Raw genomic sequence first — 25479 nt, forward strand, 5'->3', positions numbered from 1 at the left:
GCCACCGGGGGCGGACGCCTGCCTGGATCTCGCTCGGATGGCGAATGGCGCTGGCGCTGGCGCTGATCGGTATCGCGCTTGCCGGCCACTGGGTGGATCGCGACGGGCTGCGCGACAACACCGATGGCCGGGTCAGCTTTGTCGACGTGGTGTATTTCACCATGATCACCGTGACGACGGTCGGCTATGGCGACATCGTGCCGGTGACGGACCGTGCGCGCATGTTCGACACCTTCGTCGTGACGCCGGTGCGGCTGTTCGTCTGGCTGATTTTCCTCGGCACGGCCTATGACTTCGTGCTGCGGCGCGTGTGGGAGAAGTGGCGAATGCGAAGCCTGCAACAGAATCTCGACGGGCACGTCATCGTCGCCGGCCACGGGACGAGCGGCACCGAGGCGGTGGTCGAACTCCTGCGTCGCGGCAAGTCGCACGACGCGATCGTGGTGATCGATCCCCATGCCGATGCGGTAGCGCGCGCCGAAGCCGAAGGGGTGATGGTGGTGGAAGGCGATGCCAGCCGCAACGCCACGCTGGAGGCCGTGAAGGTAGCCAAGGCAAGCGCGATGATCGTGGCCGCGGGTCGCGACGATACGTCGATCCTGATCGTGCTGACCGCCCGGCGCCTGGCGCCCGCGCTTCCGATCAGCGTCGTCATACGATCGGAAGACAATGAGGCCCTCGCCGTTCAGGCCGGCGCCACCACGGTGATCAATCCCGCAAGCTTTGCCGGCCTGTTGCTGGCAGGATCAACGACCGGGCCGCACCTTGCGGAATATATGATGGACCTGGCCGGGCTCCACGGCGCGGTGTCGCTGCGCGAGCGCGACATTGCCCCCGGCGAGGTCGGCAGTCCGCTATCCGCCATCACGACCGGTGTAGGGCTGCGCCTCTACCGGGGCGGGCTGCGCTACGGCTTCTGGCAGCCCGAGGCGCAATCGCTTCAGCCCGGCGACAAGATCATCGAAGTGGTGCCCTCGGACGGAGGCTAGCCCGCCACCCCGCTTTGCCTCACCATCTTCACCGGGATCCGCAGATAGGTCACGCCGTTCGCCTCGGCCTCGGGGAAATGCCCGGCGCGGATGTTGACCTGGATCGAGGGCAGCAGCAGCTTCGGCACCGACAAGCCGGCGTCGCGCTGCTCGCGCATCGCCACGAACGCGTCTTCGGGCACGCCGTCATGGACATGCACGCTTGATCGGCGCTGCTCGCCCACCGTCGTTTCCCAGCGATAGTCCTCGCGCCCCGGCGCCTTGTAATCGTGGCACAAGAACAGCCGCGTCGCCTCGGGCAGTGCCAGAAGGCGACGGATCGAGCGATACAGTGTGCGTGCGTCGCCACCGGGAAAGTCGGCGCGCGCGGTGCCGTAGTCGGGCATGAACAGCGTGTCGCCGACGAACGCAGCATCGCCGATCCGATAGGCGACATCGGCCGGCGTGTGCCCGGGGACATGGAGCACCTCCACCGCAAGCGTGCCGATCGCGAAGCGGTCGCCATCCTCGAACAGCCGGTCGAAATCCGATCCGTCGGTTTTCAGATCGTCCATCGCGAACACCGGCCGGAAGATCTTCTGCACGTCGCGAATATGGGCACCGATGCCGACCCAGGCTCCGGTGCACGCCTTGACGAACGGCGCGGCCGACAGGTGATCGGCATGGGCATGCGTTTCCAGCACCATCTCGATCCGCCAGCCGTGATCGCGCGCGAACGCGAGAATCGCCTCCGCCGATCGCGTGTCGGCGACGCCGCTCGCCAGATCGAAGTCCAGCACCGGATCGATCACCGCGGCGGTGCGCGTCGCCGGGTCCCCGACGAGATAGCTGATCGTGTTGGTGGGCGCATCGAAGAACGCCTCGATCAGGGGCTGGGCCATGTCTTTCTCCATTCTCCCTTGTTAATATATTAGATGTTGCTATATAAGCAAGCTCTAATGGAGCAGGGAAGATGCTGAAGCCGCCGATGGATCTGGCGACGTTCGAGACAAAGGCCGGCCAGGTCGCCGATACGCTGAAGGCGATCGGCAATGCCCGGCGTCTGATGCTGCTGTGCAAGCTGGTCGAGCATGGCGCGCTGACGGTCGGCGATCTCGCCCGCGAGGTCGGGCTCTCCCAATCCGCCTGTTCGCAGCACCTCGCCAAGATGCGCGACGAAGGCCTGGTCACCTATCGCCGCGAGCGCCAGACGCTTTGGTATGCCATCGCCGACGCGCGCATCGAAACGCTGCTCGCCACCCTCTACCAGCTCTACTGCAAGGATTGACGCGATGACGCTTGTTGCCCTTTCCCCGGATGATACGCGCGCCGCGCTCGACGCCGGCGCGCGGCTGGTCGACATTCGCGGGGCCGACGAACATGCCCGCGCATGCATTCCCGGCGCGCTGCACCTGCCGATCGAACGGATCGGCGAACTCACGCGCGACGGGCGTCCGGTGATCTTTCACTGCCGCACCGGCATGCGCACCGCCGCCCATGCGGCCCGGCTCCGCGCGGCGGCGGGAGAAGCCCCCGCTTATGTTCTGGCCGGCGGCATCGATGCTTGGCGGACGGCAGGGCATCCCGTCCTGGCCGATCGATCGCAGCCGCTCGAAATCATGCGGCAAGTACAGATCACCGCCGGAACGCTGGTGCTGATCGGGGTGTTGCTCGGCCTGTTCGTGGCTCCCGGCTTTTTCGGCCTGTCGGCGTTCGTCGGCGCAGGACTGATGGTTGCCGGGGCGACGGGATGGTGCGGCATGGCCAACCTGCTGCGGATCATGCCGTGGAACCGGCGCGCCGGCGCTTGAGGCGGGCATGGAGGCCGCCGCGCTCGTCGCCACGCTCGCCTCGGGCGCGGTCATCGGTATGGTCCTCGGTCTCGTCGGCGGGGGCGGGTCCATCTTGGCGGTGCCGCTGCTGATCTATGTCGTCGGCATCGGATCGCCGCATGCAGCGATCGGCACCGCGGCAGTCGCCGTGACGGTCAACGCGCTTGCGAGCCTTGCCGGCCATGCGCGGGCCGGGCGGGTGAAGTGGCGATGTGCAAGCGTCTTCGCGGTGGCGGGCATGACCGGGGCGGCGCTCGGCGCGGAACTCGGCAAGGCGTTCGACGGCAAGCGACTGCTTGTCCTGTTCGGGTTGCTGATGATCGCCGTCGGCCTGTCGATGCTGCGGAAGCGGCGCGTGGTTGAAGCACCCGACGTGCGCCTGACCCGCAGCAGCGCCGCTGCGCTGCTGCCGCGGCTGGTGCCGGTAGGGTTCGGCGTCGGTCTGGCCGCCGGTTTTTTCGGCATCGGTGGCGGATTCCTGATCGTGCCCGGGCTGATCCTGGCGACGGCGATGCCGCTCCCCGTCGCCATCGGCACCTCGCTGGTCGTCGTGACTGCGCTGGGCCTCACAACGGCAACGTCCTATGCCATGTCCGGGCTCGTCGATTGGGGCGTAACGGCACTGCTGGTCCTCGGCGGGATCGGCGGAGCGCTGGCCGGCATCGCGCTGGGCAAGCGGCTCGGTGGCCGCAAGGGTCTGCTCGAACGCAGCTTCGCCGTTCTGGTGATCGCCGTGGGCGGCTATGTCGTCGCGTCGGCAGCATGATCGGGCACCGGCCCTGGGCGTGCAGAAAGCAGCATGCGTGCGCGGCTCGGCCGCACGCGATGGTGACCAGCGCACATCCTTCGCGGACCGCCCCGGATCGGCAGTTCTTGTTGCTGTCGGCAGGCCTGTGACGCCGCCGCCGCGCGATGCCCATCGCGTGCATCGGGGCCGGTGCGCAGCGCCACTGGCCCCTCGGCAGCGTCCCAGCTTCGTGCGCCCGTCGTCGCTTGAGCGGACGGGCCGATCGATCGGCCCGCCCGGGTGTCAGCGGAAGCTGTAGCGCGCGCCGATGGCGAAGGTTCTGGGGATCAGCACCGTGCCCAGGTTGAAGCGGTCCTGGTCGCCCACCGCACCGAAGCGATAATATTCCTGCTGCTTGGTACGCGTCAGGTTCACCGCGTCGAACGTGACTCCCAGCCGATCGGTGATGCGCGCGGTCAGCTGCAAATCAAGGCTTGCCTCCGCCCGGCGCCATACCCCCAGCGGATTGGCGAACAGCCGCGCCTCGTTACGCACCTGCCATGCGTTGCGATACACATAGGAGAGGCGTGCGCCGATCGGGCCTTTGTCATATGCCAGCGTTGCGTTGTACGAGAGGTCGGACACACCGAAGAAGCCCGACTGCTGCTCTCCCGTTTGCACACCGGAATTGTTCTAGATCGGCACGTTCTGGCTCGAGTCCAGGACGGTGAGGCTGCCCTGGAAGCCCAGGCCGTCCAGCACCGACGGGAGGTAGCTCGGGAAGTAGGTCAGCCCCACCTCGACCCCCTTCAGAACGCCGTCCGAAGCGTTTGCGGGCCGGCTGATGACGAAATTGTTGGTCGCACCGGCAACGATCCCGTTGTTCGGAATGATTTCCAGCTGGCTGACCGGCACGACCAGCCCTTCGATGTCGCGGCGGAAGCCGGTGACGGTGATCGCGCTGTTGCGACCAAAATACCATTCCAGCGCGACGTCATAATTTCTGGACGTAGTCGGCTGGAGCGTGGCGGTGCCGGCCGATCCGCTGCCATAGCCCACATTGGTAAGGTCACCGGTCAGCGAAAAATTGGGGTTGATGTCGCCAAAGGCGGGTCGGCGCAGCGTCTCGCCATAATTGAAGCGGGCGCGCAGATTGGGCGTGATTTCGTATCGCGCGGTGAAGCTCGGCAGGAAGCGGTCCGAACCTGGGGACGCCCTCGAGACGGCGCCGTTGTTGAAGCGGTCGACAAAGACTGCCTCGGTGTCCACCGCAACATAGCGCACGCCGGCCTGGAGATTGAGCGCCCGCCCGAAGATTGTCAGCTGCCCATCCGCCTGCACATATGCGGCCGTCGTCTTCTCGTCGATGTCGAACACGCGTGTCAGCGTAAGCTGGTCCGACGTCCTGAGGCCGTAGAGCGCGCGAATCTCGTCGGCATGCTCATAGTTGTAATAGCCATTGGCATTCACCCAGGTGCTCGGCACGTCGCCGCGCCCTTCGAAAAAGCCGGAATTGGTGAAGGTGGCGCCCGCCGGCAGACTGGACAGCGGGCGCCCCAGGGGGGCGGCATCGCCAGTCCGCACGTCGCTCGACGCACGTCGGGTGTCGAAGCGGAAACCTGCCTTTATCCGCCGCAGGAAGCCGGTCTCCCAACCATAATGGCCGTCGAGCATCGCTGTGAAGGCACTGCCCCTGTCGCGATTCTCATTGTCGTACAGCTGGCCGACATTCCACACGGCCGGATCGGTGAGCAGCGCGTCGTTGCTGAAATGGTAGGCGGGAATGCCACCGCCAGCATTGAAGTCCATGGTGATCTGGTCGGCGACACGATCGGTGCGCATCGCGAAGAAGGCCGTCTTGTATCTGCTCGTCTGGTAGGCGGCATCGGCGACGATCCCGCCGCTGCCGCCAAGATCCCATTTGCCGTTCAGAGCATAGACGAAGCTGTCGGTCTGACTGCGGGTATAGTCGCCGCTGTTGAAGCCATAGACGCTGTTCGCGACGCGCGACTTCACGATGTTGGTGCCGTCGTACAGGGTCGGCGCCTGGGGATTTGCCCAGAAATCGACGAAGCTGAACTGCAGGCTGTTATAGGTTTCGCCGCGGAACCCGGAATAGAAGATTTCGGCGGTGTAGACCGAACTGCTGTTGGGCGCCCATTGGAAGGACGCGTTCGCGGAAGGCCGCTCGCGCTTGCCGTAGAGATCCGAGCTGAATACCGCGTCGCGCGACAGCCAATAGGGGGTGGCGACCCCGTTGACGTCGATCGTCGCCCCGGGCGCGGTCGAGAGGCCGGTCTCCGTGCCCACCTGCCAGTTGCCCAATGCGGGCGTATTGATGAACCGCCCCGTGATAGGGTCGGTCGGCGCCGGGAAGATTCGCTGGAAACCCGTCAGTCCCGAACCCGCGGGCGGATTGAGCGTCGCGAATGGAACGAAGGCACCTGCCGTTGTCGACATCGTCCGGAATTTCGAGCGCGTGTAGCTGCCGTTCACGAGCAGGCCCATCTCGCCGATGCCGGTCTGCCACCGATCGCTGATCAGCAGCGCGACGTTGGGATTGATCGTGTCTGCTTCCTGATCATAGATCCCGCGGGCCAGCCCCGAAAGCGCGAGGCCCTCGAAGTCGAACGGGCGGCGCGTGACGACGTCCACCTGCCCGGCCAGTCCGGTCTCGATCTGGTCGGCGGCGCGCGTCTTGTAGACATCGACCCGCTTGATCAGGTTCGCCGACACATCCTGCAGCGAAAAGGTCTGTCCGGCCGCCGTGAAAATGTTGCGCCCGTTAAGTGTCGTCAGAGCATCCGGCAGGCCGCGGATCTGGATACCGGCGGCCTCCCCCTGCCCCCGGTCGGTGACTTGGATACCGGTCACGCGCTGCAATGCCTCGACTACGTTATTGTCAGGCAACTTGCCGACGTCCTCGGCAACGACGGAGTCGATGATCTGGACCGACTCACGCCGACGATTGATCGCGCCGACAATCGAAGCGCGAACCCCCGTGACGACGATTTCGTCGTTCGTCTGATCCTGCGCTGCGTCGTCCACACCGCCAGTGTGCTGCGCTGCGCGTGCGGATGCGGTGAAATCCGACTGCGCCTGCGCATCGACGCCAGCCACCAGCGACGCCACGGAGGCGGAAACGAGGAAAAGAAATTTCGATACCATCGGTATCCTCCCCATCGACAGAAAATGCGTTCGAGATGCTCTAGCGACATCTATTACTCAGACTTATCGGAGTTGGTGCGCTCTGCAAGCCGCTTGTGGGCGGTGGGATAGCCGGGAGGTGGATTCTCCGGCCAGTGTGGCGTCGGGAACACAAATTTCCACATTCTGGGTGAAAGCGCGTTTTTATGGGAAAAATCACTCCCGGCTGTCGCGTTTTCGATCTTACTAATCTGAGTAAAGCTATCCGGATTTTGCGGGATGTCCGGCAGAAACCGTAACCTTGCGCAAGGACGCTGCCCGGCTGGTCGGCTGGTCGAGGCAAACGCGTATTTCCGATTGTAGGAGTGAATCGCTACTTCAAGAGCAGGATCGGGATCGCCAACGAGGACGGGCGAGTAGGATGAAAAGGATTGGCATCGCGGTTGGCGAGTAGGCACATCAACATGTCGAGCCACGCTGCCGACCGCCCGTAGCGATCGTGGCAAAATTAGCACGCTCCGAAAAATTGGCCGTGCGCCCGGCCTCGTGCCTCTTCCCGAAAGCTTATTTATACGATTATTAGGGCCGATAACACCGGGTAAGAGAGAGGACCCCCATGAAGATCAACGGCGAGGGCAAGGCCATGGCGAGCCTGCTTGCGATGGTTATCGCAATGCCGGCGCTTGCGCAGACGAATGCCCAACCGCAGGCCGCCGCCGCGCCGCAGACGTCTGCCACCGACGAGGAGGACACGGCCGAGATCGTCGTCCAGGGCTATCGGGCCTCGCTGCGCACCGCGCTGCAATCGAAGCGGGACGCCGATCGCGTTCAGGAGACGCTCTCCGCGCAGGACCTGGGCAAATTGCCAGAGGCTTCGATCGCCGAGTCGCTGGCGCGCCTGCCCGGCCTCGCCACCAACCGCGACCGCGGCAACGGCACCCAGATCTCGATCCGCGGCATGGGCCCGAACCTCGTCAACACGCTGCTCAACGGCCGCGAGGTCGTGTCGGCCGAAGCCAACCGCAACATCCGCTACGACGATTACCCGACCGAGCTGCTGAACGGCGCCTTCGTCTATAAGTCGCCGACCGCCTCGCAGGTCGAAGGCGCGATCGCCGGCCAGGTGAACCTGCAGACCGTACGGCCGCTGGATTTCGGCACGCGCAAGATCGCGATCAATCTGCGCGCGAGCTATAACGATCTCGCGCCGGACATCGCCGATGCCAAGCCGTGGGGGTATATCGGCAGCATCTCGTACGTCGATCAGTTCTTCGACAATACGCTAGGCGTCGCGCTCGGCTATTCGGGCCGCCGCCAGGCAAATGCCACTGCGCGTACCAACGTCTTCCGCTACACCAACAGCTTCGTCGACCTGAACGGCGACGGCAGGGGCGCGGCCGGCAACAGCGGCGCCCAGGACAACATCCCCTATGGCTATGAGGCGCTGGTACGCGGCGGCGACGACATTCGCCACGGCGCGCTCGCGGCGGTGCAGTGGAACCCCGGCCACGGCCTGTTCGAGCTGAACGGCGACTTCTTCTACAGCCATGTGAAATTCACCGAGACGCAGCGCGGCCTGCGGGCCGAGGGCCTCCCCTTCGGCAACAGCTTCTCGCAGCCGACCGTGGTCGACGGCAACGTCACCGGCATCACGGCAACCAATACCGGCGTCGATTTCGGCCTCGACGTGCGCAACGTGAACGAGAGCTTCTTCTTCACCGACGACCTTTATGCCGGCGGCCTCAATGGCAAATGGTCGAAGGACGGCTGGACGGGCATTCTCGACGCCGGCTACTCCACCACGCACCGCAGCCAGCAGTTCCTTACCCTGCGCACCGAATTTTCGGCGACGGCGAACGGCTTCACCTTCCAGGATCGCTTCGGCTCGAGCGGCACCTTCCTCACCACCCCCGGCCAGGCGGCGAGCTTCAGCTTCAACCATTCGCTGACCGATCCGAACGTCAACCGCATCTCCGAATTCCAGATCCCGACCAATGGCGGCGGCGCGCCGCTGATCAACGACCATCTCTGGACGCTGAAGGGCGAGTTGCAGCGCGAGTTTGACGGCGGGTTCGTCAAGCGCCTCACCGGCGGCGGCCGCTTTACCGATCGCGCGAAGGATTACACCCAGCGCACCCAGTTCGGCTTCATCGATGCAGCCAATCGCGTCGCTATCCCGTCGGACCTGATCAACGGCACGGTTACCTTCCCCAGCGGCTTCGGCGGCGTGCCGCAAACGCTGTCGATCAATATTCCGGCAGCGATCGACCGCTATTTCGGCGCCCTCGATCCGCAGCAGAGCTTCTTCGACCAGTCGTCGAGCTGGGAGGTCCGCGAATCCACCGTTGCCGCCTATGCCCAGGCCGATCTGGACGGCACGCTGTTCGGCATTCCGGTGACCGGCAATGCCGGCGTGCGCATGGTGCACACCGACACCAGCTCGCGCAGCACGCAGATCGACGGCCAGGGCGCGGTTGCCGTCGCCACGCCGGTGCGGTTCGACAACGCCTTCACCGACTGGCTGCCCAACCTGAACCTGAACTTCAAGCTGACCGAGAAGCTGCAGATGCGCTTCGGCGCCAGCAAGGCGATCGCGCGCGCGCCGCTCGACGATCTGAACGCGGGCGTGGGCGTGTTCACCAGCGGGGGCGCCCCCTCGGCCACCGGCGGCAACCCGCTGCTCGAACCGTTCCGCGCCAAGCAGCTCGATCTTACCTTCGAATGGTATTTCGATCGCGACAGCGCGCTGACGATCTCGGGCTTCTACAAGGACCTCGACACCTTCATCGCCACCCAGACGACCACCCGCAACTTCACCGATACGGGCGGCAACATCGTCCAGGGCACCTTCACCCAGCCGGTCAACGGCCGGGGCGGCACGATCAAGGGCGTGGAAGTAGCCTTCCAGAAGGCGTTCACCTTCCTGCCGGCGCCGTTCGACGGCTTCGGCACGTACCTGAACTATTCCTATACCGACAGCGACATCAGCGTGCAGGAGCGCGACAACGCGATCGGGGCGACCGCGCTGCCGGGCTTGTCGAAGCATGTCGGCAATGCGGCGCTCTATTTCAGCAAGCGCGGCTTCGAGGCGCGGATCGCGTACCGCTACCGCAGCGACTATGCGACCGAGCTGGGCGATACCGATCGCATCCTCTACACCCGCAACGAAGGCGTGCTGGACTTCCAGACCTCGTACAAGTTCCAGAGCGGCTCGCTCAAGAATGTCGAACTGCTGTTCCAGGCCAACAACCTGACCGACGAGCCGTTCGAGACCTATTATGGCGATACCCGCCTGCAGGGCCGCTTTGAGCGGTTCGGCCGTCGCTTCCTCGCCGGCGTGAGCTACAGCTTCTGATGCTGGGCCAGCTTCTCGCCGCCGCAGCCCTCGCCGCCGGTTCGCCGGCCGCGAGGGACGACACGCTCTATCTGGGCGCGGACCTCAGCTATGTGAACGAGATGGAGGATTGCGGCGCGGTCTATCGCGATCGCGGCAAGCCGGTCGATCCGTTCGCACTGCTCAAGGCAAAGGGCGGCAACATCGTTCGCGTCCGCCTGTGGAACAACCCCGACTGGACTCGCTACAGCAACTATGACGATGTGCTGAAGACGATCCGCCGCGCGCATGCGGCGGGCCTCAAGGTGCTGCTGGACTTCCATTATTCGGATGACTGGGCGGACGGCGAAAAGCAGCGTCCGCCCGCCGCCTGGGCCAAGCTGGATACCGATGCGCAGGCAAAGGCGGTGTACGACTATACAAGCGAGATCCTCGGCAAGCTCGCTGCGGAAGGTCTGATGCCGGACATGGTGCAGGTCGGCAACGAGACCAATCCTGAGCTGATGGGCGGCGTGATCGGCGAGCCGATCCATTGGGAGCGCAACGCCAAGCTGTTCAACGCCGGCATCAAGGCGGTGCGCGACGCGGGCAAGGCCAGCGGCACCCGCCCGAAGGTGATGCTGCATATTGCCCAGCCCGAAAATGTGATGCCCTGGTTCGACCAGGCGACGGTGGCCGGCGTCCTGGATTATGACGTGATCGGGATCAGCTATTATCGCAAATGGTCCAAGCTCGGCATCGACGGGCTCGGCACCGTGATCGCGGCGGCCAAGGAGCGCTACAAGGCGGACGTGATCGTGGTGGAAACCGCCTACCCCTTCACCAATGACGGCGCCGATGCCGCACCCAACCTGCTCGGCCCCGATACGCTGATCCCAGGCTATCCTGCCACCCCGGACGGCCAGCGCCGCTACCTGATCGACCTGACGCAACAGGTGGTGACCAGCGGCGGGATCGGCGTGGTCTATTGGGAGCCGGCCTGGGTTTCCACCCAGTGCACGACCCGCTGGGGCACGGGCTCCAACTGGGAGAACGCCGCCTGGTTCGATCTTCACCGTCATGAGGCGCTGCCCGCTTTCGACTTTTTGCGACACGCCTACCGGCGGGCGCGAAAGTAAGGCGTGTCCCCGCGTGGCTTTCGCGGTTCATCAGCGGGTTGCGAATGTCGCCCGCACCGCGTCCACCAAAGCCGCGGGGTTCTCCATCGCAGCGAAATGGCCGCCCCGCTCCGGCTGACTAAAGTGGCGCAGATCGGCGAAGCGCTGTTCCGCCCAGCGGCGCGAAAGCCGGACTGCCTCGCCGGGGAAGACGCTGACTCCTGCCGGCAGCGCGATCGGCGCCGCCGACATGCCGCGGCCTGCCTGCGCGTTCTCCCAATAGAAGCGCGCCGAGCTGGCCCCGGCATTGGGAAGCCAGTACAACATGATGTGATCGAGCAGATCGTCCTGCTGCAGCACCCGCTCCGGCGCCCCGCCGCTGTCGGTCATGTCCTGGAACAGCGCATAGAGCCATGCCGCCAGCCCCACCGGCGAGTCCGCGAGCGCAAAGGCGACCGATTGGGGCCGGGTGTTCTGCAGCTTCATGTAGGCCGATTGCTCCCGGTCATACCGTTGCATGCCGGCAAGCATGTCTCGCTCTTCCGGCGTTGCATTCCTGATCTCCTCCTCCGTCGGCTGGAATAGCACCATGTTGAGGTGGATCCCGGCCAGCCCCGGCGCACGCATTTGCGCCAGCGTCGTCACCACCGCGGCACCCCAGTCCCCGCCCTGTGCGAACCAGCGGTCGTGATAGCCCAGCCGCCGCATCAGTTCCGTATAGGCCTGGGCGACACGACCGACGTGCCAACCCTGCTCCCCGGGCTTGTCGGAAAAGCCGAACCCCGGCATCGACGGTATGACGAGGTGAAATGCAGGATGGCGCGCCTCGCCATGCGCCGCAGGATCGGTCAGCGGCCCGATCATTTCGCGAAACTCGAGGATCGATCCCGGCCAGCCATGGGCGAGGAGGAGCGGCACCGCGTCCGGCTCTGGCGAGCGAACATGCAGGAAATGAATACCCAAACCGTCGATGACGGTGCGGCTGGATCCCCACCCGTTGATGCATGCCTCGGTCGCCCGCCAGTCATAGCCGTTCTGCCAGCGCGCGACCAGACGACGCAGGGCGTGCAGCGCGGGGCCTTGCCGCCCGTCGTCGACCGGGCCGGCGTCGGGCCAGCGGGTGCGGGCGAGGCGCTCCGCCAGATGAGCGAGATCCGCTTCTGGGACGCGGATCGGAAACGGGGCAACGGCATCGGTCATCGCAGCGCCTTCTCTCGATAGCACCGGGGTCATCGCAGCGTCCGGGCGAGCACCTCGGCTACGCTGGTCCAGTCGGTCTTGCCGTATCGGGCATTGTCCAGGCCGTGCAGCTTGCCTCGTCCGGTCGACATGTCGCGCAGATATTGCATGCCCTGCCATGCGGGAAACGGCGCGTCGGTCTCCGGCGTAAGCGTGCGTGCGAGGGCGATTAGCGTGCTCAGGCGGGCAACGCTCCCGGCGCGGAAGAGGCGCCAGCGCCGCCCCTCCATTCCGGTCAACATCTCCGCGATCCCGCGCGGACTGATCTGGTCGCCCGCGATCCGCAGATAGCGTGGCGCCTCCGGGTCGAGCGCGGCGTCGGCGGTAAAGGCGGCAACGTCGTCCTTTGTGGTGAAATCGAACAGCTGATCGGCTTCACCCCAGAAGAGAACCCTGCGGAACCGGTGCAGCACGATCGGCGCCTGACCCTCCAGCAGATCCGCGAAGGGGCCGTTCAGGATCGACGTCGCCCGGATCGGCGCGGCATCGAGCCGGGCGGAAAAGGTGCGGCGCAGGTCCATGTTCCGATTGTCCCCGGGCCGGGTGGCCCGATAATCCAGGCAGAAGTCGGACGGAATGAAGTGCGGCACGCGTGCCGCTACCGCCGCATCGAGCAATCTGCCCTGCGCGTCTAGGATGACGGGTGCAGTGCCGTTCAACGCGGACACCACGCACGCGCCGCCTGCGACGGCACGGGTCAGCGCCGCCAGGTCCGCAAAGTCCACCGTCACCGGTTCGACATGTTGCGATACCGGCACATCCCCTGGCCGACGGACCAGCGCACGCACCCTCGCCCCCTTGAAGGTCAACGCCCTAACCAGACGGGCACCGAGATCTCCCGAGGCTCCGGCCACTACCACCAGCGGCTGCGTAAGCGTCCCTTGCATCGTTTCTTCCTGTTTATCCGTGCGTCCGCCGCAAATAGTCGTTCCAATTCCCTGCGATTAGAGGGGGCGACTGCGATAGGGTGTTGCTGATAGTGGAACGATCATGGAGCTATCCGATCTTCGCGCCTTCGCCCGCATCGCAGACCTGATGAGCGTGTCCGCCGCGGCACGCGCGCTCGGGCTCCCCAAATCGGGCGTGAGCCGCGCGCTCGCGCGGCTCGAGCGTGACGTCGGCACCCTGCTGGTGGACCGCTCGACCCGGCACCTGCGCCTGACCGACGCGGGCCGCCTGTTTCGTCCGCATGCATTGCGGATCCTCGCCGACGTGGACGAGGCGGTGGCTGCAATGGAGGGACTGGGCGGCACGCCAGCCGGCACGCTGCGCGTCAGCCTGCCGTACACCGTTGCGACCGCGCTGGTGGCCCCGATGCTGCCCGGCTTCGTGGCTGCCTTTCCGCAAGTGCGCGTGGTGCTCGCGGTAGAAAACCGCTTCATCGACATGCCGGTGGAGGCCGCGGACCTGCTGATCCGCGTGGGTCCGCTGGTCAACAACGACCTGATCGCCCGACGGCTGTTGGAATCGGAAGCGTGGGTGTGTGCCAGCCCTGGCTATCTGGCCACGCACGGCATACCCTTTCGAGCCGCAGACCTCCGCCATCACCTGTTGATCGGCTATGCGGACCGACCCATGGCGTATCAGGATGATGTCGGCGGCGACGGCGGCCGCATCGAATTGCCGTCGACCGTCGCGATTTCCGATTCCGCCGCGCTGCTGCCGGTGGTGCTGGCCGATGGCGGCATCGCTACGCTTCCGGACTTTCTGGCCGCCCCATATGTCACAGACGGTCGCTTGGTTCGGTTATGGCCCGCCGCGCGCGGCGACCGCACCGTGATCCACGCGGTATATCCCAGCCACCGCAGCCTGTCGGCCAAGGTTCGGGTGTTCATCGACGCACTGGTCTCGAGCATTGCGGCGATCTCGGCAACGGGCGAAGCTGCCCGCGCTGCGCGCGACGCGTAGCTGGGCAGACCTTGCACCAATCTACCCATGATCCATTGGTGCCCCTGGCCGGACTCGAACCAGCATGCCTTTCGGCGTTCGATTTTGAGTCGAATGCGTCTACCAATTTCGCCACAGGGGCAGCGAAGGATGCGCACGGCTAGACGAAGCTTCGCCGCGCCGCAACCCGCTTCACGTCTCTTCGCGCACCTGGGCGTGCGCCAGCAGCGCGAACAGCACCGATCCGCCCAGGATGTTGCCGAGCAGCGCCGGCGCCAGGAAGCCGCCCAGCACCCAGCCGAGGCTGGCCTCGCCTGCCAGCCACAGCATCCACGCCTCCACCGCGCCCGCCACGACATGCGCGAACTCGCCCAGCGAGATGAAATAGGTGCAGAACACCAGCACGAAGAACTCCTGCCGCCGCGCACCCGGCAGCGACCAGGCGATCCCCGCCATCAGGAACCCCGCCGGCACCGCCGCCCGCACCGCGTCCCAGCCGGACAGTTCGAGCAGGCTGCGCGAGGTATCCAGCATCGCCTTGGTGCTTGCCTCCGTGCCCACCCAGCCTTCCGTCGCCAGCCACGCGATCAGGAACGTGCCGACGAGATTGGCCGCGAGCACCAGCCCCCAGAGCCGACCCAGCCGCCCGAAATTGCGCAAGGTCGGGCTCGCCGCGACGGGGATCACGGCCGAAAGCGTGCTCTCGGTGAACAGCTGCAGCCGCCCCAGCACCACGATCACGAAGCCCAGGCAATAGCCGATGCTCGCCACGGGCAGCCGCCATTCGGTATCCGGCAGGTGACTTTCGATCAGCCCGCGCCCGAGCACCGAGGCCGCCATTGCCACGCCCGCGACCACGCCGGAGAAGAATAGCGAGCTTGCCGGCCGGTCGAGTTCCTCGTCGCCTTGTCGACGGATGACCTCATGAATGACGCGCGAGGACGCGGCCTCGCGCTCCTGCACCTCCTCCTCTTCCTCGGGGGGCAGATCGGGCTCTTCGCCTTCGGGCGCTTCGTTTCGGGGCTGTTGCACCGGGGCTGAACGCCGATCCGGGCGGGAGGTTGCCGAGCACGCGCGATCAGTCGGCGACCTGCCGATAGCGGGCCACCCGGCCGTTGGGATCGAGGAAGATCAGCAGCCATTCGCTGTCGATCGCAAACATCGACCCGTCATTCCCGAGGACATACACCATGTCTGCGCCTCGCCATTTCTCTGTCGTCGTGGGCGGGCCGAGTTCGGCCTCAACCTGCTGACGGGTCAATCCGATCAGCCGATGACGCCGAAGGAAGTCCGGCATCATCTCGGCGCGTGTGCGGCCGCTAAGGTCCGCATCGCGCCAACGCGCTTTGTCGAAGGGCGCGCCAGCGGAGCAGCCGCTCGCCAGCAACAAAACCGTCAGGAGGACGTGGCGGGCCCGCATCTCAACTCCGCGGCGCTTGGCGGCGGTAGCTGAGCGCCTCCGCGACATGGATGCGCCCCACGCCTTCGGCGCCTGCCAGATCGGCGATCGTCCGCGCCACCCGCAGCACCCGGGTGTAGCCGCGTGCCGAGAGCCGCATCGCCTCGGCCGCCTGGGCGAGCAGCTTGCGGCCCGCATCGTCGGGCGTGGCGACCGCCATCAGCGGCTCGCCGTCGGCCTCGGCATTGGTTCGCACAGGCGTGCCCGCATAGCGCGCCGTTTGGAGCGCCCGTGCCGCCGCCACCCGCGCCGCGACCTCGGCCGATCCTTCTGCCGGCGGCGGCAGGACGAGATCGGCAGCGGTGACCGGCTGGACCTCGACATGCAGGTCGATGCGATCGAGCAAAGGCCCGGAGACCTTGGCCTGATAGTCCGCAGCACAACGCGGCGCCCGCGCACAGGCGAGCGCCGGGTCGCCGAGATGTCCGCAGCGGCACGGGTTCATCGCCGCGATCAGCTGCACCCGCGCCGGGAAGGTCACATGGGCATTGGCCCGGGCGACGCTGACCACCCCCGCCTCCAAGGGCTGGCGCAGCGAATCGAGCACGGCGCGCTGGAACTCGGGCAGCTCGTCGAGGAACAGCACGCCCAAATGCGCGAGGCTCACCTCGCCCGGCTTCACCTTGAGCCCGCCGCCGGTCAGCGCCGCCATCGAGGCGCTGTGATGCGGCGCGCGGAACGGCCGGGTTCGGGTCAGCCGCCCGCCCTGCAGCGTGCCCGCGACCGAGGCGACCATCGAAACCTCCAGCGCCTCGGCAGCCTCGAGCGGCGGCAGGATGCCCGGCAGGCACGCCGCCATCAGCGACTTGCCTGCCCCCGGCGGCCCGACGAACAACAAATTATGCCCGCCGGCCGCCGCAATCTCCAACGCGCGTTTGGCGGTCTCCTGCCCCTTCACCTGGGCGAGATCCGGCCCCGCCCCCGCCGGATCGACCTCGCCCGGGACCGGACCGGGCAACAGCTGGTTGCCCTTGAAGTGGTTGAGCAGCGCGATCAGGTCGGGCGCGGCGAGCACTTCCACCTGCCCCGCCCAGCTCGCCTCGGGGCCCTGCACGGCGGGGCAGACCAGCCCCTTGCCCGCCTCGGCCGCATGCATCGCCGCGAGCAGCACGCCCGGCGAGGGCGCGATCCGCCCGTCGAGCGCCAGTTCGCCGACCACGACATAGCCCGCGATCGTCTCGGCATCGACCACCCCCATCGCCGCGAGCAGCGCCAGCGCAATGGGCAAGTCGAAATGCGATCCTTCCTTGGGCAGGTCCGCGGGCGAGAGGTTGAGCACGATATGCTTGGGCGGCAGCGCCAGCCCGATCGCCGCCATCGCGGCGCGCACCCGCTCGCGGCTTTCCGCCACCGCCTTGTCGGGCAGGCCGACGACGACGAACTTGGGCAGCCCGGCGACGAGGTTGCACTGCACCTCCACCGCGCGCGCCTCCAACCCCAGATAGGCAACCGTCGAAACACTGGCGACCAAGAGAAGCCCCCCTCCCCGGAATGGGAACATAGCGGCTTTTGCTCGCTACGGAAGCGGTACAATTGGAAGCTGGCGTCTTGCGTCTACAACACACCTAACCCATCTGGGGGGCGATGTGCTCCGAACCCGGCCAATCCCCGCATCCTGCGTTGACTCGGGCGCCACTTGGCCGTAATGGCGCTCGACACGCGGCCGCCCCTGTGGCGGCCCTTTTACGTTCTAGATACTCGAGGATGAGCGATGAAGCGGACCTTTCAGCCGAGCAACCTGGTGCGTGCGCGCCGGCACGGCTTCCGTGCACGGATGGCGACCCCGGGCGGTCGCAATGTGATCCGCGCCCGCCGCGCCCGCGGCCGCAAGAAGCTGTCGGCGTAAGCACCGACACGCCCTTGCCGAGCCTAGACCGGCTCACGCAGCGCAAACACTATCTCGCCGCCAATGGGGGAAAGCGGGCACCGATGCCCGGTTTCGTCCTGCTGGTGCGCGAACGGAATGATGCCGATCCGTCGATGCGGATCGGCATTACCGTATCCAAGAAAGTTGGCAACGCCGTCATCCGCAACCGGATGAAGCGGCGCTTTCGCATGCTCGCGCGCGAAATCCTGCCCGAGGCTGGGATCGCCGGCGCGGATCATGTGCTGATCGGCCGCAACGGCGGGATCGAACGCCCCTATGCCGATCTGAAGGCGGAACTCGCCAAGGCGCTGCGGCGCGTGCGCCCGAAGGAAGGGCAATGATCGCCCGCGCGTTGATGCTGCTCGCGCGCGCCTGGCAGCTGGGCCCTTCGCTGATCCTGCCGCCTACCTGCCGATACCAGCCTTCCTGTTCGGCCTATGCAATCGAGGCGCTTCGCCGCTATGGGGCGGTGAAAGGCGGCTGGCTTGCACTCCGGCGCATCGCGCGCTGCCATCCATGGGGCGGGCACGGCCCGGATCCCGTTCCTTGAGGTTCCTACCGGGGATTATCGGTGAAAGAAGAACAGAAGAATTTCATCCTCTTCGCGGCGTTCGCGGCGCTGGTGCTGCTCGGCTGGCCGATGATCAGCCGCTGGATCTTCCCCCAGCAGCCCACCGTCCCGGGGAAGATGGTGGACGGGAAGCTCCAGCCGCTGCCGAATTCCGGTGTCGATCCCGCGACCAACGCGCCGAAGACGATTCGCGCGCGGGAAGCGGTGCTGGCGGATAGCCCGCGCGTCGCGATCGACACGCCTGCGCTCAAGGGTTCGATCAACCTCAAGGGCCTGCGCATCGACGATCTCGTCCTGCGCCAGTATGACCAGACCGTCGCCAAGAACTCGCCGCCGATCCGGCTGCTCTCGCCCAGCGGCGCGGAAGGGTCGTATTTCGCGCAGTTCGGCTGGCAGGGCGGCGGCGCTCCCGACGGCAATACCGTGTGGAAGGCCGATGGCCAGACGCTCACTCCGGCGACCCCGGTGAAGCTCACCACCACCAACAGCGCCGGCCAGACTTTTACCGTCGAGCTGGGCGTGGATTCGAACTTCATGTTCACGGTGCGCCAGACCGTCGCCAATCGCGGCGCGGCGCCCGTGGCGGTTACCCCTTACACGCTGATCTCGCGCGGCCAGCGCTCGACCGATACCAGCCAATGGGCCGCGCATGTCGGCCCGGTCGCCGCGACCAACGATGCGGCGCACTATATCAACTGGTCGGACATCGAGAGCACGCCCGAGCAATTCACCACCACCGGCGGCTGGGTCGGTTTCAGCGATCATTACTGGTTGACCGCGGCGATCCCGGACCAGCGCGGCGGCGTGAACATCCAGCAGCGCGGCACCGCGGCGCAGCGGTACCAGGCAGATGTGTCGCTCGCCCAGCCGATCAACATCCGTCCGGGCAAGGAGGCGACCTATACCAGCCATTTCTTCGCCGGCGCGAAGGAGGTGAAGCTGCTCGACGCCTATCAGAAGCAATATGACATCGCGAAGTTCGAGCGCGCCATCGACTGGGGCTGGTTCGAGATCATCGAGCGCCCGATTTTCACCTATCTCAGCTGGCTGTTCAAGCTGGTCGGTAATTTCGGCGTGGCGATCATCCTGCTGACGATCACCATTCGCGGCCTGCTCTTCCCGATCGCGCAGAAGCAGTTCGCCTCGATGGCGCGCATGCGCCAGGTGCAGCCGAAGATGAAGGCGATCCAGGAGCGCTACAAGGACGACAAGCAGCGCCAGCAGCAGGAGATCATGAAGCTCTACAAGGACGAGAAGGTGAACCCGCTCGCCGGGTGTGCGCCGATGCTCCTGCAGATCCCGATCATGTTCGCGCTGTACAAGGTGCTGCTGCTGACCATCGAGATGCGCCACCAGCCGTTCGTGGCATGGATCAAGGACCTGTCCGCGCCGGACCCGGCGATGATTCTCAACCTGTTCGGCTATCTGCCCTACACCCCGCCCAGCTTCCTGGCGATCGGCGTGGTGCCGGTGCTGCTCGGCGTCTCGATGTTCTTCCAGATGCGGATGAACCCGGCACCGATGGACGAGATGCAGAAGCAGATGTTCGCGATCATGCCGTGGATGCTGATGTTCCTGATGGCGCCGTTCGCGGTCGGCCTGCAGCTCTACTGGATCACCTCGAACGTGCTGACCGTGCTCCAGCAGCAATGGCTCTATGCGCGGCACCCGGAGATGAAGGTGCCGGTGGAACAGCCGAAAGCGGCCAAGGCGAAGTAATGGCGGGGCGCCCCTCCACGATCCTCCCCTGCAAGGGGAGGTGGCAGGCCGCAGGCCTGACGGAGGGGTGTTCCCGTTCGCGTCGGAGGACAGCCCTTGCACCGTCGACACCCCTCCGTCGCTTCGCGACACCTCCCCTTCCAGGGGAGGATTTGAAAGGGCCTCAGTATCTGAGGCAGCTGATTTCCTGATGTCTTTCGACCCCGACCAGATCGAAGCAGCGCGCAAGCTGTTCGCCGGCCCCATCGCCTTCCTCAAGTCCGCGCCCGCGCTCGAACATCTGCCCGCGCCGACCGTGCCGGAGGTGGCCTTTGCCGGGCGCTCGAACGTCGGCAAGTCGTCGCTGATCAACGCCCTGACCAACCGCAACAGCCTCGCCCGCACCTCGGTCACCCCGGGCCGCACCCAGGAGCTCAACTTCTTCGATGTCGGCGAGCCGCTGCGCTTCCGCCTCGTCGACATGCCCGGCTATGGCTTCGCCAAGGCGCCCAAGGACATGGTCCGCAAGTGGCGCTATCTGGTGAACGACTATCTGCGCGGGCGGCAGGAGCTGAAGCGCGCGCTGGTGCTGATCGATTCGCGCCACGGCATCAAGGATGTCGATCGCGAGATCCTCGAGATGCTCGACGACGCGGCCGTCAGCTATCGGCTGGTGCTCACCAAGACCGACAAGATCAAGGCGAGCGAACTGGCCGAGGTCACCGCCCGCACGGTGGACGAGGCCCGCAAGCGCGCTGCCGCCCACCCGGAGATCCTCGCGACGTCGAGCGACAAGGGCATGGGCCTGCCCGAACTCCGCGCCGCGGTGCTCGAAGCGATCGGCTGAGGCATCTATGGAGCGGCTCTTTTCCTACGGCACGCTCCAGCTGGAAGCGGTACAGCGCAGCCAGTTCGGCCGCCTGCTCCACGGCACCGACGACGTGCTGCACGGCTATGTCGTCACCGAGATCCAGATCCGCGACCCCGCCGTGCTCGATGCAAGCGGCATCGAGACGCACCGCGCCCTTGTGCCCGGCGACGGCCCGCCGATCCCCGGCAAGGTCTTTCAGCTGACCTCGGAGGAGTTGGACGCTGCGGATGTCTATGAAAGTGAGAATTACGTCCGGGTGCGGGTGCCCCTCGCCTCGGGCACCCGCGCCTGGGTGTATGTGAAGGCCTAGGCCGGGTTGTACTTGGTCAGAAAGGCTTCCAGCGCCTTGAGAAAGCTCAGCCGGTCTTCCTGCCGCGTGAAGAAATGGTCGCCCTCGGGCTGCTCGATGAACTGGAACGTCTTGCCCGCCGCCGCCAGGCGATCGGCCATCAGCTTGCTCTGCTTGAAGGGCACGCGACGGTCCTTCTTGCCGTGGACGATCAGCACCGGGATCGAGAAATCCTCGGGGTGGAACAGCGGCGAAATCGCCTTGAAGTCCGGCGCCTGCGCCTTGAGCCAGTCGGCGGAGGCCTCGTGCCCCAGCGCGTTGGAATCGAAGGCAAGCAGCCGCTGAAGGTCGGACACGCCGGCGAACGACACAGCGCAGCGGAACAGCGCGCCGTCGCGCTGGGCTGCCCGCAGCGCCGCATAACCGCCATAGGAACCGCCCACCACGCACACCCGCTTCGGATCGGCGATGCCCTGCTCGACCAGCGCCTTCACCCCGTCGTTGAGATCATCCTGCATCGCCAGCCCCCACTGCCCTTCGCCCTTGCGAGTGAAGGGGGTGCCATAGCCGGTGGAGCCGCGATAATTGGGCTGGATCACCGCATAGCCGCGATCGGCCAGGAACTGCGACCACCAGTCCCACGCCTCCTCGTCGCGCGCGGCAGGGCCGCCATGCGGCATCAGGATCAGCGGCAGGTTCTTCCCCGCATTGCCGCGCGGCAGGGTAAGGACGGCGGCGATCTCCAGCCCGTCGCGCGCCTTGTAGCGGATCGTCTTCACCGGGTGGAGACGACGCAGCTTCAGCGTCTGGTTGTTCATCGCCAGCGGCTGCAGCGATTGATCGGCGGCGCGATAGATGAAATAGGCCCCGGGCGCACTCGCCTCGCCCACCTTGACGATCACCACGGAGCGATCGGCGGTGAAGCTGGAGATCTCCACCTGCGCGCCCTGGACCATCGCGGCCAGTTTCTTCTGCAGCGCTGCCATCGTCGGATCGGTCCAGTGGGTGGTGGCGCGATTCTCGGTCACCTCCACTCCGAGCAGCGTCGAGGTGACGGGATCGACCACCGGACCGCTGATGTCATAGCCGGGCGACGCGAAGACCTGCTTGCCCGTCTGCATCGTCGCGAGGTCAAACTCCCACAGCGCCGAAAGCCCCATGTCGTCGTCCTGCACCACCAGCGCCTTGCCGGGATCGGGCAGGAACAGCGACGGTACCAGCAGCCCGTCGTGCAGCCCCTTGGCGCGATCGACGGTACGGAAATCGGCGCGCGCGCTCGGCCGGTACAGCAGACGGCGCTGGCGGCCGTCCATGCTTCTGCCGATGCCCATCCGGATGACGCCGGCGCCGTCCGCATACCAGCGCATCACGCCTTCGCGGCCGGTCAGCACCGTTTTGTGCTTGCCCGTCGAAACGTCCACCTGATCGACTTGCGGCCAGAAGCCGGGGTCGTTGGTGTAGATGGAGGTCTGGGCGGCCAGCAGCACGCGCGGCGTGCCGTCCTTGGCGATCCACAACAGCGTGCCGCCGTCCTGCCCGGTCTCGTCGCTGTTGAGCGCCACCATCTTGCCGCTGGTGGCATTTACCCCGAAGGCGCGCTTGATATACCATTCGTCGCCAGCGACCGGGGTGGTCTTGCCGACGCCGATCACCAGCCAGTCGTCGTTGACCCAGTGCCACTCGTTGATGTCGGTATCGCCGGTGCCGATCAGGACCGGCTTTGAAGCGCCGTCCAGCGGCACCAGCGCGAAATACTGCTTTCCCTGTACCGCCAATTGCGCCGCGACGCGCTTGCCGTCGGGCGAGATCCGCGGATCCGTCAGCACCGGCAGTTCCGCGAAAACCGCCGTGTCTATCCTGGTCGGCGCGGGCTGGGCGGCGCTGGCCGCCTGCTCCTGCGCATTCGCTCCGCCACACACCCCACCCATGGCTGCGATCGTCGCCGCCAACAGGCCCCACCTCTTCCGCATATCGTTCCGTCCCCGATTCGCGGCCCCCTGCCGCCGGCTCAGCGTGAAAACATTCCGAAGTCGGCGCAATGGCCTTTGGCGCGGGGCCGCGTGAGCGGTTGCCGCCGCCCGCAGGCCCCGCTATCCCGACGGCCATGAAGCTCATCATCGGCAACAAGGCCTATTCCTCCTGGTCGCTGCGCGGCTGGCTCGCCTGCAAGCTATCGGGCCTCCCTTTCGAGGAAACCGTGGTGCCGATGTATGACCAGGATTGGGACAGGCGTCGTCAGGGTGCGGAGTTTGCGCCCTCCTCCGGCAAGGTCCCCATCCTGTGGGACGGCGACGCCGTGGTGTGGGATAGCCTGGCGATCGTCGAGTATCTCAACGACCGGACCGGAAACACGCTGTTCTGGCCCGAGGATCCCGCTGCCCGCGCGATGGCGCGATCGATGGCGGCAGAGATGCACTCCAGCTTCACTGCGCTGCGCAGCAAGCACAGCATGAACGTGCGCCAGGTGCATCCGGCAGCGCCCGTAGATGCCGATGTACAGGCCGATCTTGCCCGGATCATGGAACTGTGGGTCCAGGCCCGCGCCCGCTACGGCAGCGAGGAGCCGTTCCTGTTCGGCGCGTTCGGCGCGGTCGACATCATGTTCGCGCCGGTGGTCACCCGGATCGTCACCTATTCGCTGCCGGTGCCGCGCTTTGCCCAGAGCTACATGCTCGCCGTGCTCCAGCACCCCTTTATGCAGGACTGGATTGCCGGCGCGCAGGAAGAGGAATGGGTGATCGAAAAATACGAACTGCCGGTGGAGTAACTTGCACCAACCCCTCCCTGCACGGGAGGGGTTGGGGTGGGGCTGTGTCTCGCAGAGACCGACAGAGGTTCTGGAATCCCTTCACCCCAACCCTCCTCCGAGGAGGAGCGGCTAGATAGAGGTCATCGCACCCGCTCGGTCTCGTACCGCGTCCCGTCCTTGCGAAAATATCCTTCCGGCGTGAACACCATGTCGATGTCGGGATATTCCCCGCTCCCGCGCGGACCCGCGCCGATCGCAAGGAATATTGCATCCGCCTCGGACCGGTTCTGCAGATGATGCCCGTCCGCCACCCCGGCCGGGAACGCCGCGCAGTCGCCGGCGCGCAGCAGCGTCTCGCCGCCCTGCTCCACCAGCACCGCCTCGCCGGCCAGCATCACGACGAACTCATCCTCCTGGTCGTGCCAGTGACGCTGCGACGACCATGCGCCGGGCTTCAGCACGACATGGCTCACCCCCATCGCGGTCAGCCCGCCCGGCGGCGCCAGTCTGCGGTACCATCGTCCCGCCACCGGTGCGTCATAGGGCGCAGGATAGCCGGTGGCGTTGGTCTGCGGGATTGTATCCAGGTCCAGCTTGGGCAATGTCGCCTCCCTTGTATGCGGGAGGTAGTGTGCCGGACGTCGTCGAACTCACCAAGGCCCTGATCGGCGCGGAAAGCGTCACGCCGGCACGCGGCAGCGTGTTCGACGTGCTCGAGGCCGCAGTCACCCCGCTCGGCTTCCATGTCGAGCGCTTCGTCGAAGGCGAGGCCCCCGACGGGCCGGTCGAGAACCTGCTCGCGGTGCGCGGCGATGGCGGCCCGCACCTCGCCTTTGCCGGCCATCTCGATGTCGTACCTCCGGGCGAAGGCTGGACCAGCGGTGCCTTCACCCCCGCGATTCGCGGCGACCTGCTTTATGGCCGCGGCGCGGTGGACATGAAGGGCGCGATCGCCGCCTTCGTCGCCGCCGCCGCGCAGGTGCCCGCGCGCGGCACCACCAGCCTGATCATCACCGGCGACGAGGAAGGTCCCGCCACCTACGGCACGCCCAAGCTGATCGAGCGGATGGCCGAGCGCGGCCTCGTCCCCGATTGCTGCGTCGTCGGCGAGCCCACCTCGGCGCACCGGCTCGGCGATACGATCAAGATCGGCCGGCGCGGCTCGACCGTGATCGACATCGCGGTGATCGGCCGGCAAGGGCATGTCGCTTATCCCCACCTCGCCGACAATCCGGTCCCCCGCCTCGTCCGCGCGCTGGCCGAGATCGACGCGATCGACCTCGATCAGGGCAATGCCTGGTTCCAGCCGTCGAACATCGAGGTCATCGATCTGGCGGTCGGCAACAAGGCGACCAACGTCATCCCCGGTCGCGCCGCCGCCCGGATCAGCATCCGCTTCAACGACCAGCAGCGCGGCCCCGACCTGATCGAACGCATCCGCGAGATCGTGGCCCGGCATGCCCCGCATGCCGAGGTGAACGGGCGCGTCTATGGCGAGGCCTTCCTCACCGAGCCCGGCCCGCTTTCGGAATTGGTCAGCGGCGCAATCCGTGACGTGCTGGGCGTGGACGCGGAGCTGTCGACCACCGGCGGCACCTCGGATGCCCGGTTTCTCTCGCGCGTCTGCCCGGTGGTGGAATTCGGCCTGCTCAACGCGACGATGCACCAGCTGGACGAAGCGGTGGCCCTGCCCGACCTGCGTGCGCTGACGGACGTCTATGCGGAGATTCTGCGACGGGTGTGA

Annotated in this window: 23 protein-coding genes, 1 tRNA gene and 1 pseudogene; 15 read left to right on the top strand and 10 right to left on the bottom strand. The window is 66.3% G+C overall.

The window, feature by feature from the left end:
* The first annotated feature begins 44 nt into the window (after positions 1-44).
* Positions 45-989, top strand: a complete 945-nt coding sequence (locus tag S2M10_RS02655) for a potassium channel family protein (protein WP_247650580.1) — start codon at positions 45-47, stop codon at positions 987-989.
* On the opposite strand, the gene S2M10_RS02660 is transcribed toward S2M10_RS02655, so the two are convergent.
* The gene (locus tag S2M10_RS02660; RefSeq protein WP_168844728.1) at positions 986-1870 is read right to left on the bottom strand and encodes an MBL fold metallo-hydrolase; all 885 of its coding nucleotides are present in this window, start codon (positions 1868-1870) and stop codon (positions 986-988) included. The genes S2M10_RS02655 and S2M10_RS02660 overlap by 4 nt on opposite strands.
* A gap of 71 nt (positions 1871-1941) precedes the next feature.
* On the opposite strand from S2M10_RS02660, the gene S2M10_RS02665 reads away from it, so the two are divergent.
* From S2M10_RS02665 to S2M10_RS02675, 3 genes are read left to right on the top strand one after another with little or no spacing between them, the layout of a single operon-like run.
* Entirely contained in the window at positions 1942-2256 is a 315-nt protein-coding gene (locus S2M10_RS02665; protein ID WP_168844729.1) for a metalloregulator ArsR/SmtB family transcription factor, read from the top strand.
* Positions 2257-2260: 4 nt separating this feature from the next.
* Complete coding sequence (locus S2M10_RS02670) at positions 2261-2779, top strand: rhodanese-like domain-containing protein (RefSeq protein WP_168844730.1); 519 nt, start codon at positions 2261-2263, stop codon at positions 2777-2779.
* A 7-nt stretch (positions 2780-2786) separates the two neighbouring features.
* On the top strand, positions 2787-3566 hold the full coding sequence (locus S2M10_RS02675) for a sulfite exporter TauE/SafE family protein (protein WP_168844731.1): 780 nt from the start codon (positions 2787-2789) through the stop codon (positions 3564-3566).
* A 264-nt stretch (positions 3567-3830) separates the two neighbouring features.
* Here the strand turns inward: S2M10_RS02675 and S2M10_RS02680 are convergent.
* Positions 3831-6695 (bottom strand): annotated as a pseudogene (locus tag S2M10_RS02680) (TonB-dependent receptor).
* Positions 6696-7290: 595 nt separating this feature from the next.
* Here S2M10_RS02680 and S2M10_RS02685 point away from each other — a divergent pair.
* The gene (locus S2M10_RS02685; protein ID WP_168844732.1) at positions 7291-10029 is read left to right on the top strand and encodes a TonB-dependent receptor; all 2739 of its coding nucleotides are present in this window, start codon (positions 7291-7293) and stop codon (positions 10027-10029) included.
* A complete protein-coding gene (locus S2M10_RS02690; protein WP_168844733.1) occupies positions 10029-11126 on the top strand; it encodes an arabinogalactan endo-1,4-beta-galactosidase in 1098 nt (365 codons plus the stop codon). The genes S2M10_RS02685 and S2M10_RS02690 overlap by 1 nt, the downstream gene beginning before the upstream one ends.
* A 30-nt stretch (positions 11127-11156) precedes the next feature.
* Here S2M10_RS02690 and S2M10_RS02695 read toward each other — a convergent pair whose 3' ends face one another.
* Together S2M10_RS02695 and S2M10_RS02700 are read right to left on the bottom strand one after the other, a co-directional pair.
* On the bottom strand, positions 11157-12305 hold the full coding sequence (locus tag S2M10_RS02695) for an epoxide hydrolase family protein (RefSeq protein WP_168844734.1): 1149 nt from the start codon (positions 12303-12305) through the stop codon (positions 11157-11159).
* Between the two features lie 29 nt (positions 12306-12334).
* On the bottom strand, positions 12335-13231 hold the full coding sequence (locus S2M10_RS02700; protein WP_168844735.1) for an NmrA family NAD(P)-binding protein: 897 nt from the start codon (positions 13229-13231) through the stop codon (positions 12335-12337).
* Between the two features lie 103 nt (positions 13232-13334).
* On the opposite strand from S2M10_RS02700, the gene S2M10_RS02705 reads away from it, so the two are divergent.
* On the top strand, positions 13335-14252 hold the full coding sequence (locus S2M10_RS02705) for a LysR family transcriptional regulator (protein ID WP_282098008.1): 918 nt from the start codon (positions 13335-13337) through the stop codon (positions 14250-14252).
* A 36-nt stretch (positions 14253-14288) separates the two neighbouring features.
* On the opposite strand, the gene S2M10_RS02710 is transcribed toward S2M10_RS02705, so the two are convergent.
* The 4 genes from S2M10_RS02710 to S2M10_RS02725 form a co-directional block, all read right to left on the bottom strand.
* Positions 14289-14373, bottom strand: a tRNA-Leu gene (locus S2M10_RS02710).
* Between the two features lie 50 nt (positions 14374-14423).
* Entirely contained in the window at positions 14424-15263 is an 840-nt protein-coding gene (locus S2M10_RS02715; protein ID WP_348770520.1) for a formate/nitrite transporter family protein, read from the bottom strand.
* Between the two features lie 46 nt (positions 15264-15309).
* Entirely contained in the window at positions 15310-15651 is a 342-nt protein-coding gene (locus tag S2M10_RS02720; protein WP_168844736.1) for an outer membrane protein assembly factor BamE, read from the bottom strand.
* A gap of 1 nt (position 15652) precedes the next feature.
* Positions 15653-17161: a YifB family Mg chelatase-like AAA ATPase gene (locus S2M10_RS02725; protein ID WP_168844737.1), complete on the bottom strand. Its 1509-nt coding sequence runs from the start codon at positions 17159-17161 to the stop codon at positions 15653-15655.
* Between the two features lie 240 nt (positions 17162-17401).
* Between S2M10_RS02725 and rpmH the strand changes: the two genes are divergently transcribed.
* The 6 genes from rpmH (at position 17402) to S2M10_RS02755 (ending at position 21007) form a co-directional block, all read left to right on the top strand.
* On the top strand, positions 17402-17536 hold the full coding sequence (gene rpmH, locus S2M10_RS02730; RefSeq protein WP_010545931.1) for a 50S ribosomal protein L34: 135 nt from the start codon (positions 17402-17404) through the stop codon (positions 17534-17536).
* A 14-nt stretch (positions 17537-17550) separates the two neighbouring features.
* Positions 17551-17898 carry a ribonuclease P protein component gene (gene rnpA, locus S2M10_RS02735; RefSeq protein ID WP_168844738.1) on the top strand — a complete coding sequence of 116 codons (348 nt, stop codon included), beginning with the start codon at positions 17551-17553 and terminating at the stop codon, positions 17896-17898.
* Entirely contained in the window at positions 17895-18107 is a 213-nt protein-coding gene (gene yidD, locus S2M10_RS02740; protein WP_066722546.1) for a membrane protein insertion efficiency factor YidD, read from the top strand. The genes rnpA and yidD overlap by 4 nt, the downstream gene beginning before the upstream one ends.
* A gap of 21 nt (positions 18108-18128) precedes the next feature.
* The gene (gene yidC, locus S2M10_RS02745) at positions 18129-19847 is read left to right on the top strand and encodes a membrane protein insertase YidC (protein ID WP_168844739.1); all 1719 of its coding nucleotides are present in this window, start codon (positions 18129-18131) and stop codon (positions 19845-19847) included.
* 190 nt (positions 19848-20037) lie between these two features.
* Complete coding sequence (gene yihA / locus S2M10_RS02750) at positions 20038-20673, top strand: ribosome biogenesis GTP-binding protein YihA/YsxC (RefSeq protein ID WP_168844740.1); 636 nt, start codon at positions 20038-20040, stop codon at positions 20671-20673.
* A gap of 7 nt (positions 20674-20680) precedes the next feature.
* Positions 20681-21007, top strand: coding sequence for a gamma-glutamylcyclotransferase family protein (locus S2M10_RS02755; RefSeq protein WP_168844741.1), 327 nt, complete (start codon positions 20681-20683; stop codon positions 21005-21007).
* On the opposite strand, the gene S2M10_RS02760 is transcribed toward S2M10_RS02755, so the two are convergent.
* A complete protein-coding gene (locus S2M10_RS02760; RefSeq protein WP_168844742.1) occupies positions 21004-22956 on the bottom strand; it encodes a S9 family peptidase in 1953 nt (650 codons plus the stop codon). The two genes, S2M10_RS02755 and S2M10_RS02760, sit on opposite strands and share 4 nt — an antisense overlap.
* Positions 22957-23090: 134 nt before the next feature.
* On the opposite strand from S2M10_RS02760, the gene S2M10_RS02765 reads away from it, so the two are divergent.
* Positions 23091-23753 carry a glutathione S-transferase family protein gene (locus S2M10_RS02765; RefSeq protein WP_168844743.1) on the top strand — a complete coding sequence of 221 codons (663 nt, stop codon included), beginning with the start codon at positions 23091-23093 and terminating at the stop codon, positions 23751-23753.
* 122 nt (positions 23754-23875) lie between these two features.
* Here the strand turns inward: S2M10_RS02765 and S2M10_RS02770 are convergent, their stop codons facing one another.
* Positions 23876-24337, bottom strand: coding sequence for a cupin domain-containing protein (locus S2M10_RS02770; protein ID WP_168844744.1), 462 nt, complete (start codon positions 24335-24337; stop codon positions 23876-23878).
* Here S2M10_RS02770 and dapE point away from each other — a divergent pair.
* Positions 24337-25479, top strand: a complete 1143-nt coding sequence (gene dapE / locus S2M10_RS02775) for a succinyl-diaminopimelate desuccinylase (RefSeq protein ID WP_168844745.1) — start codon at positions 24337-24339, stop codon at positions 25477-25479. The genes S2M10_RS02770 and dapE overlap by 1 nt on opposite strands.

The organism is Sphingomonas sp. S2M10 (genome assembly GCF_012650175.1).
GTDB lineage: Bacteria > Pseudomonadota > Alphaproteobacteria > Sphingomonadales > Sphingomonadaceae > Sphingomonas.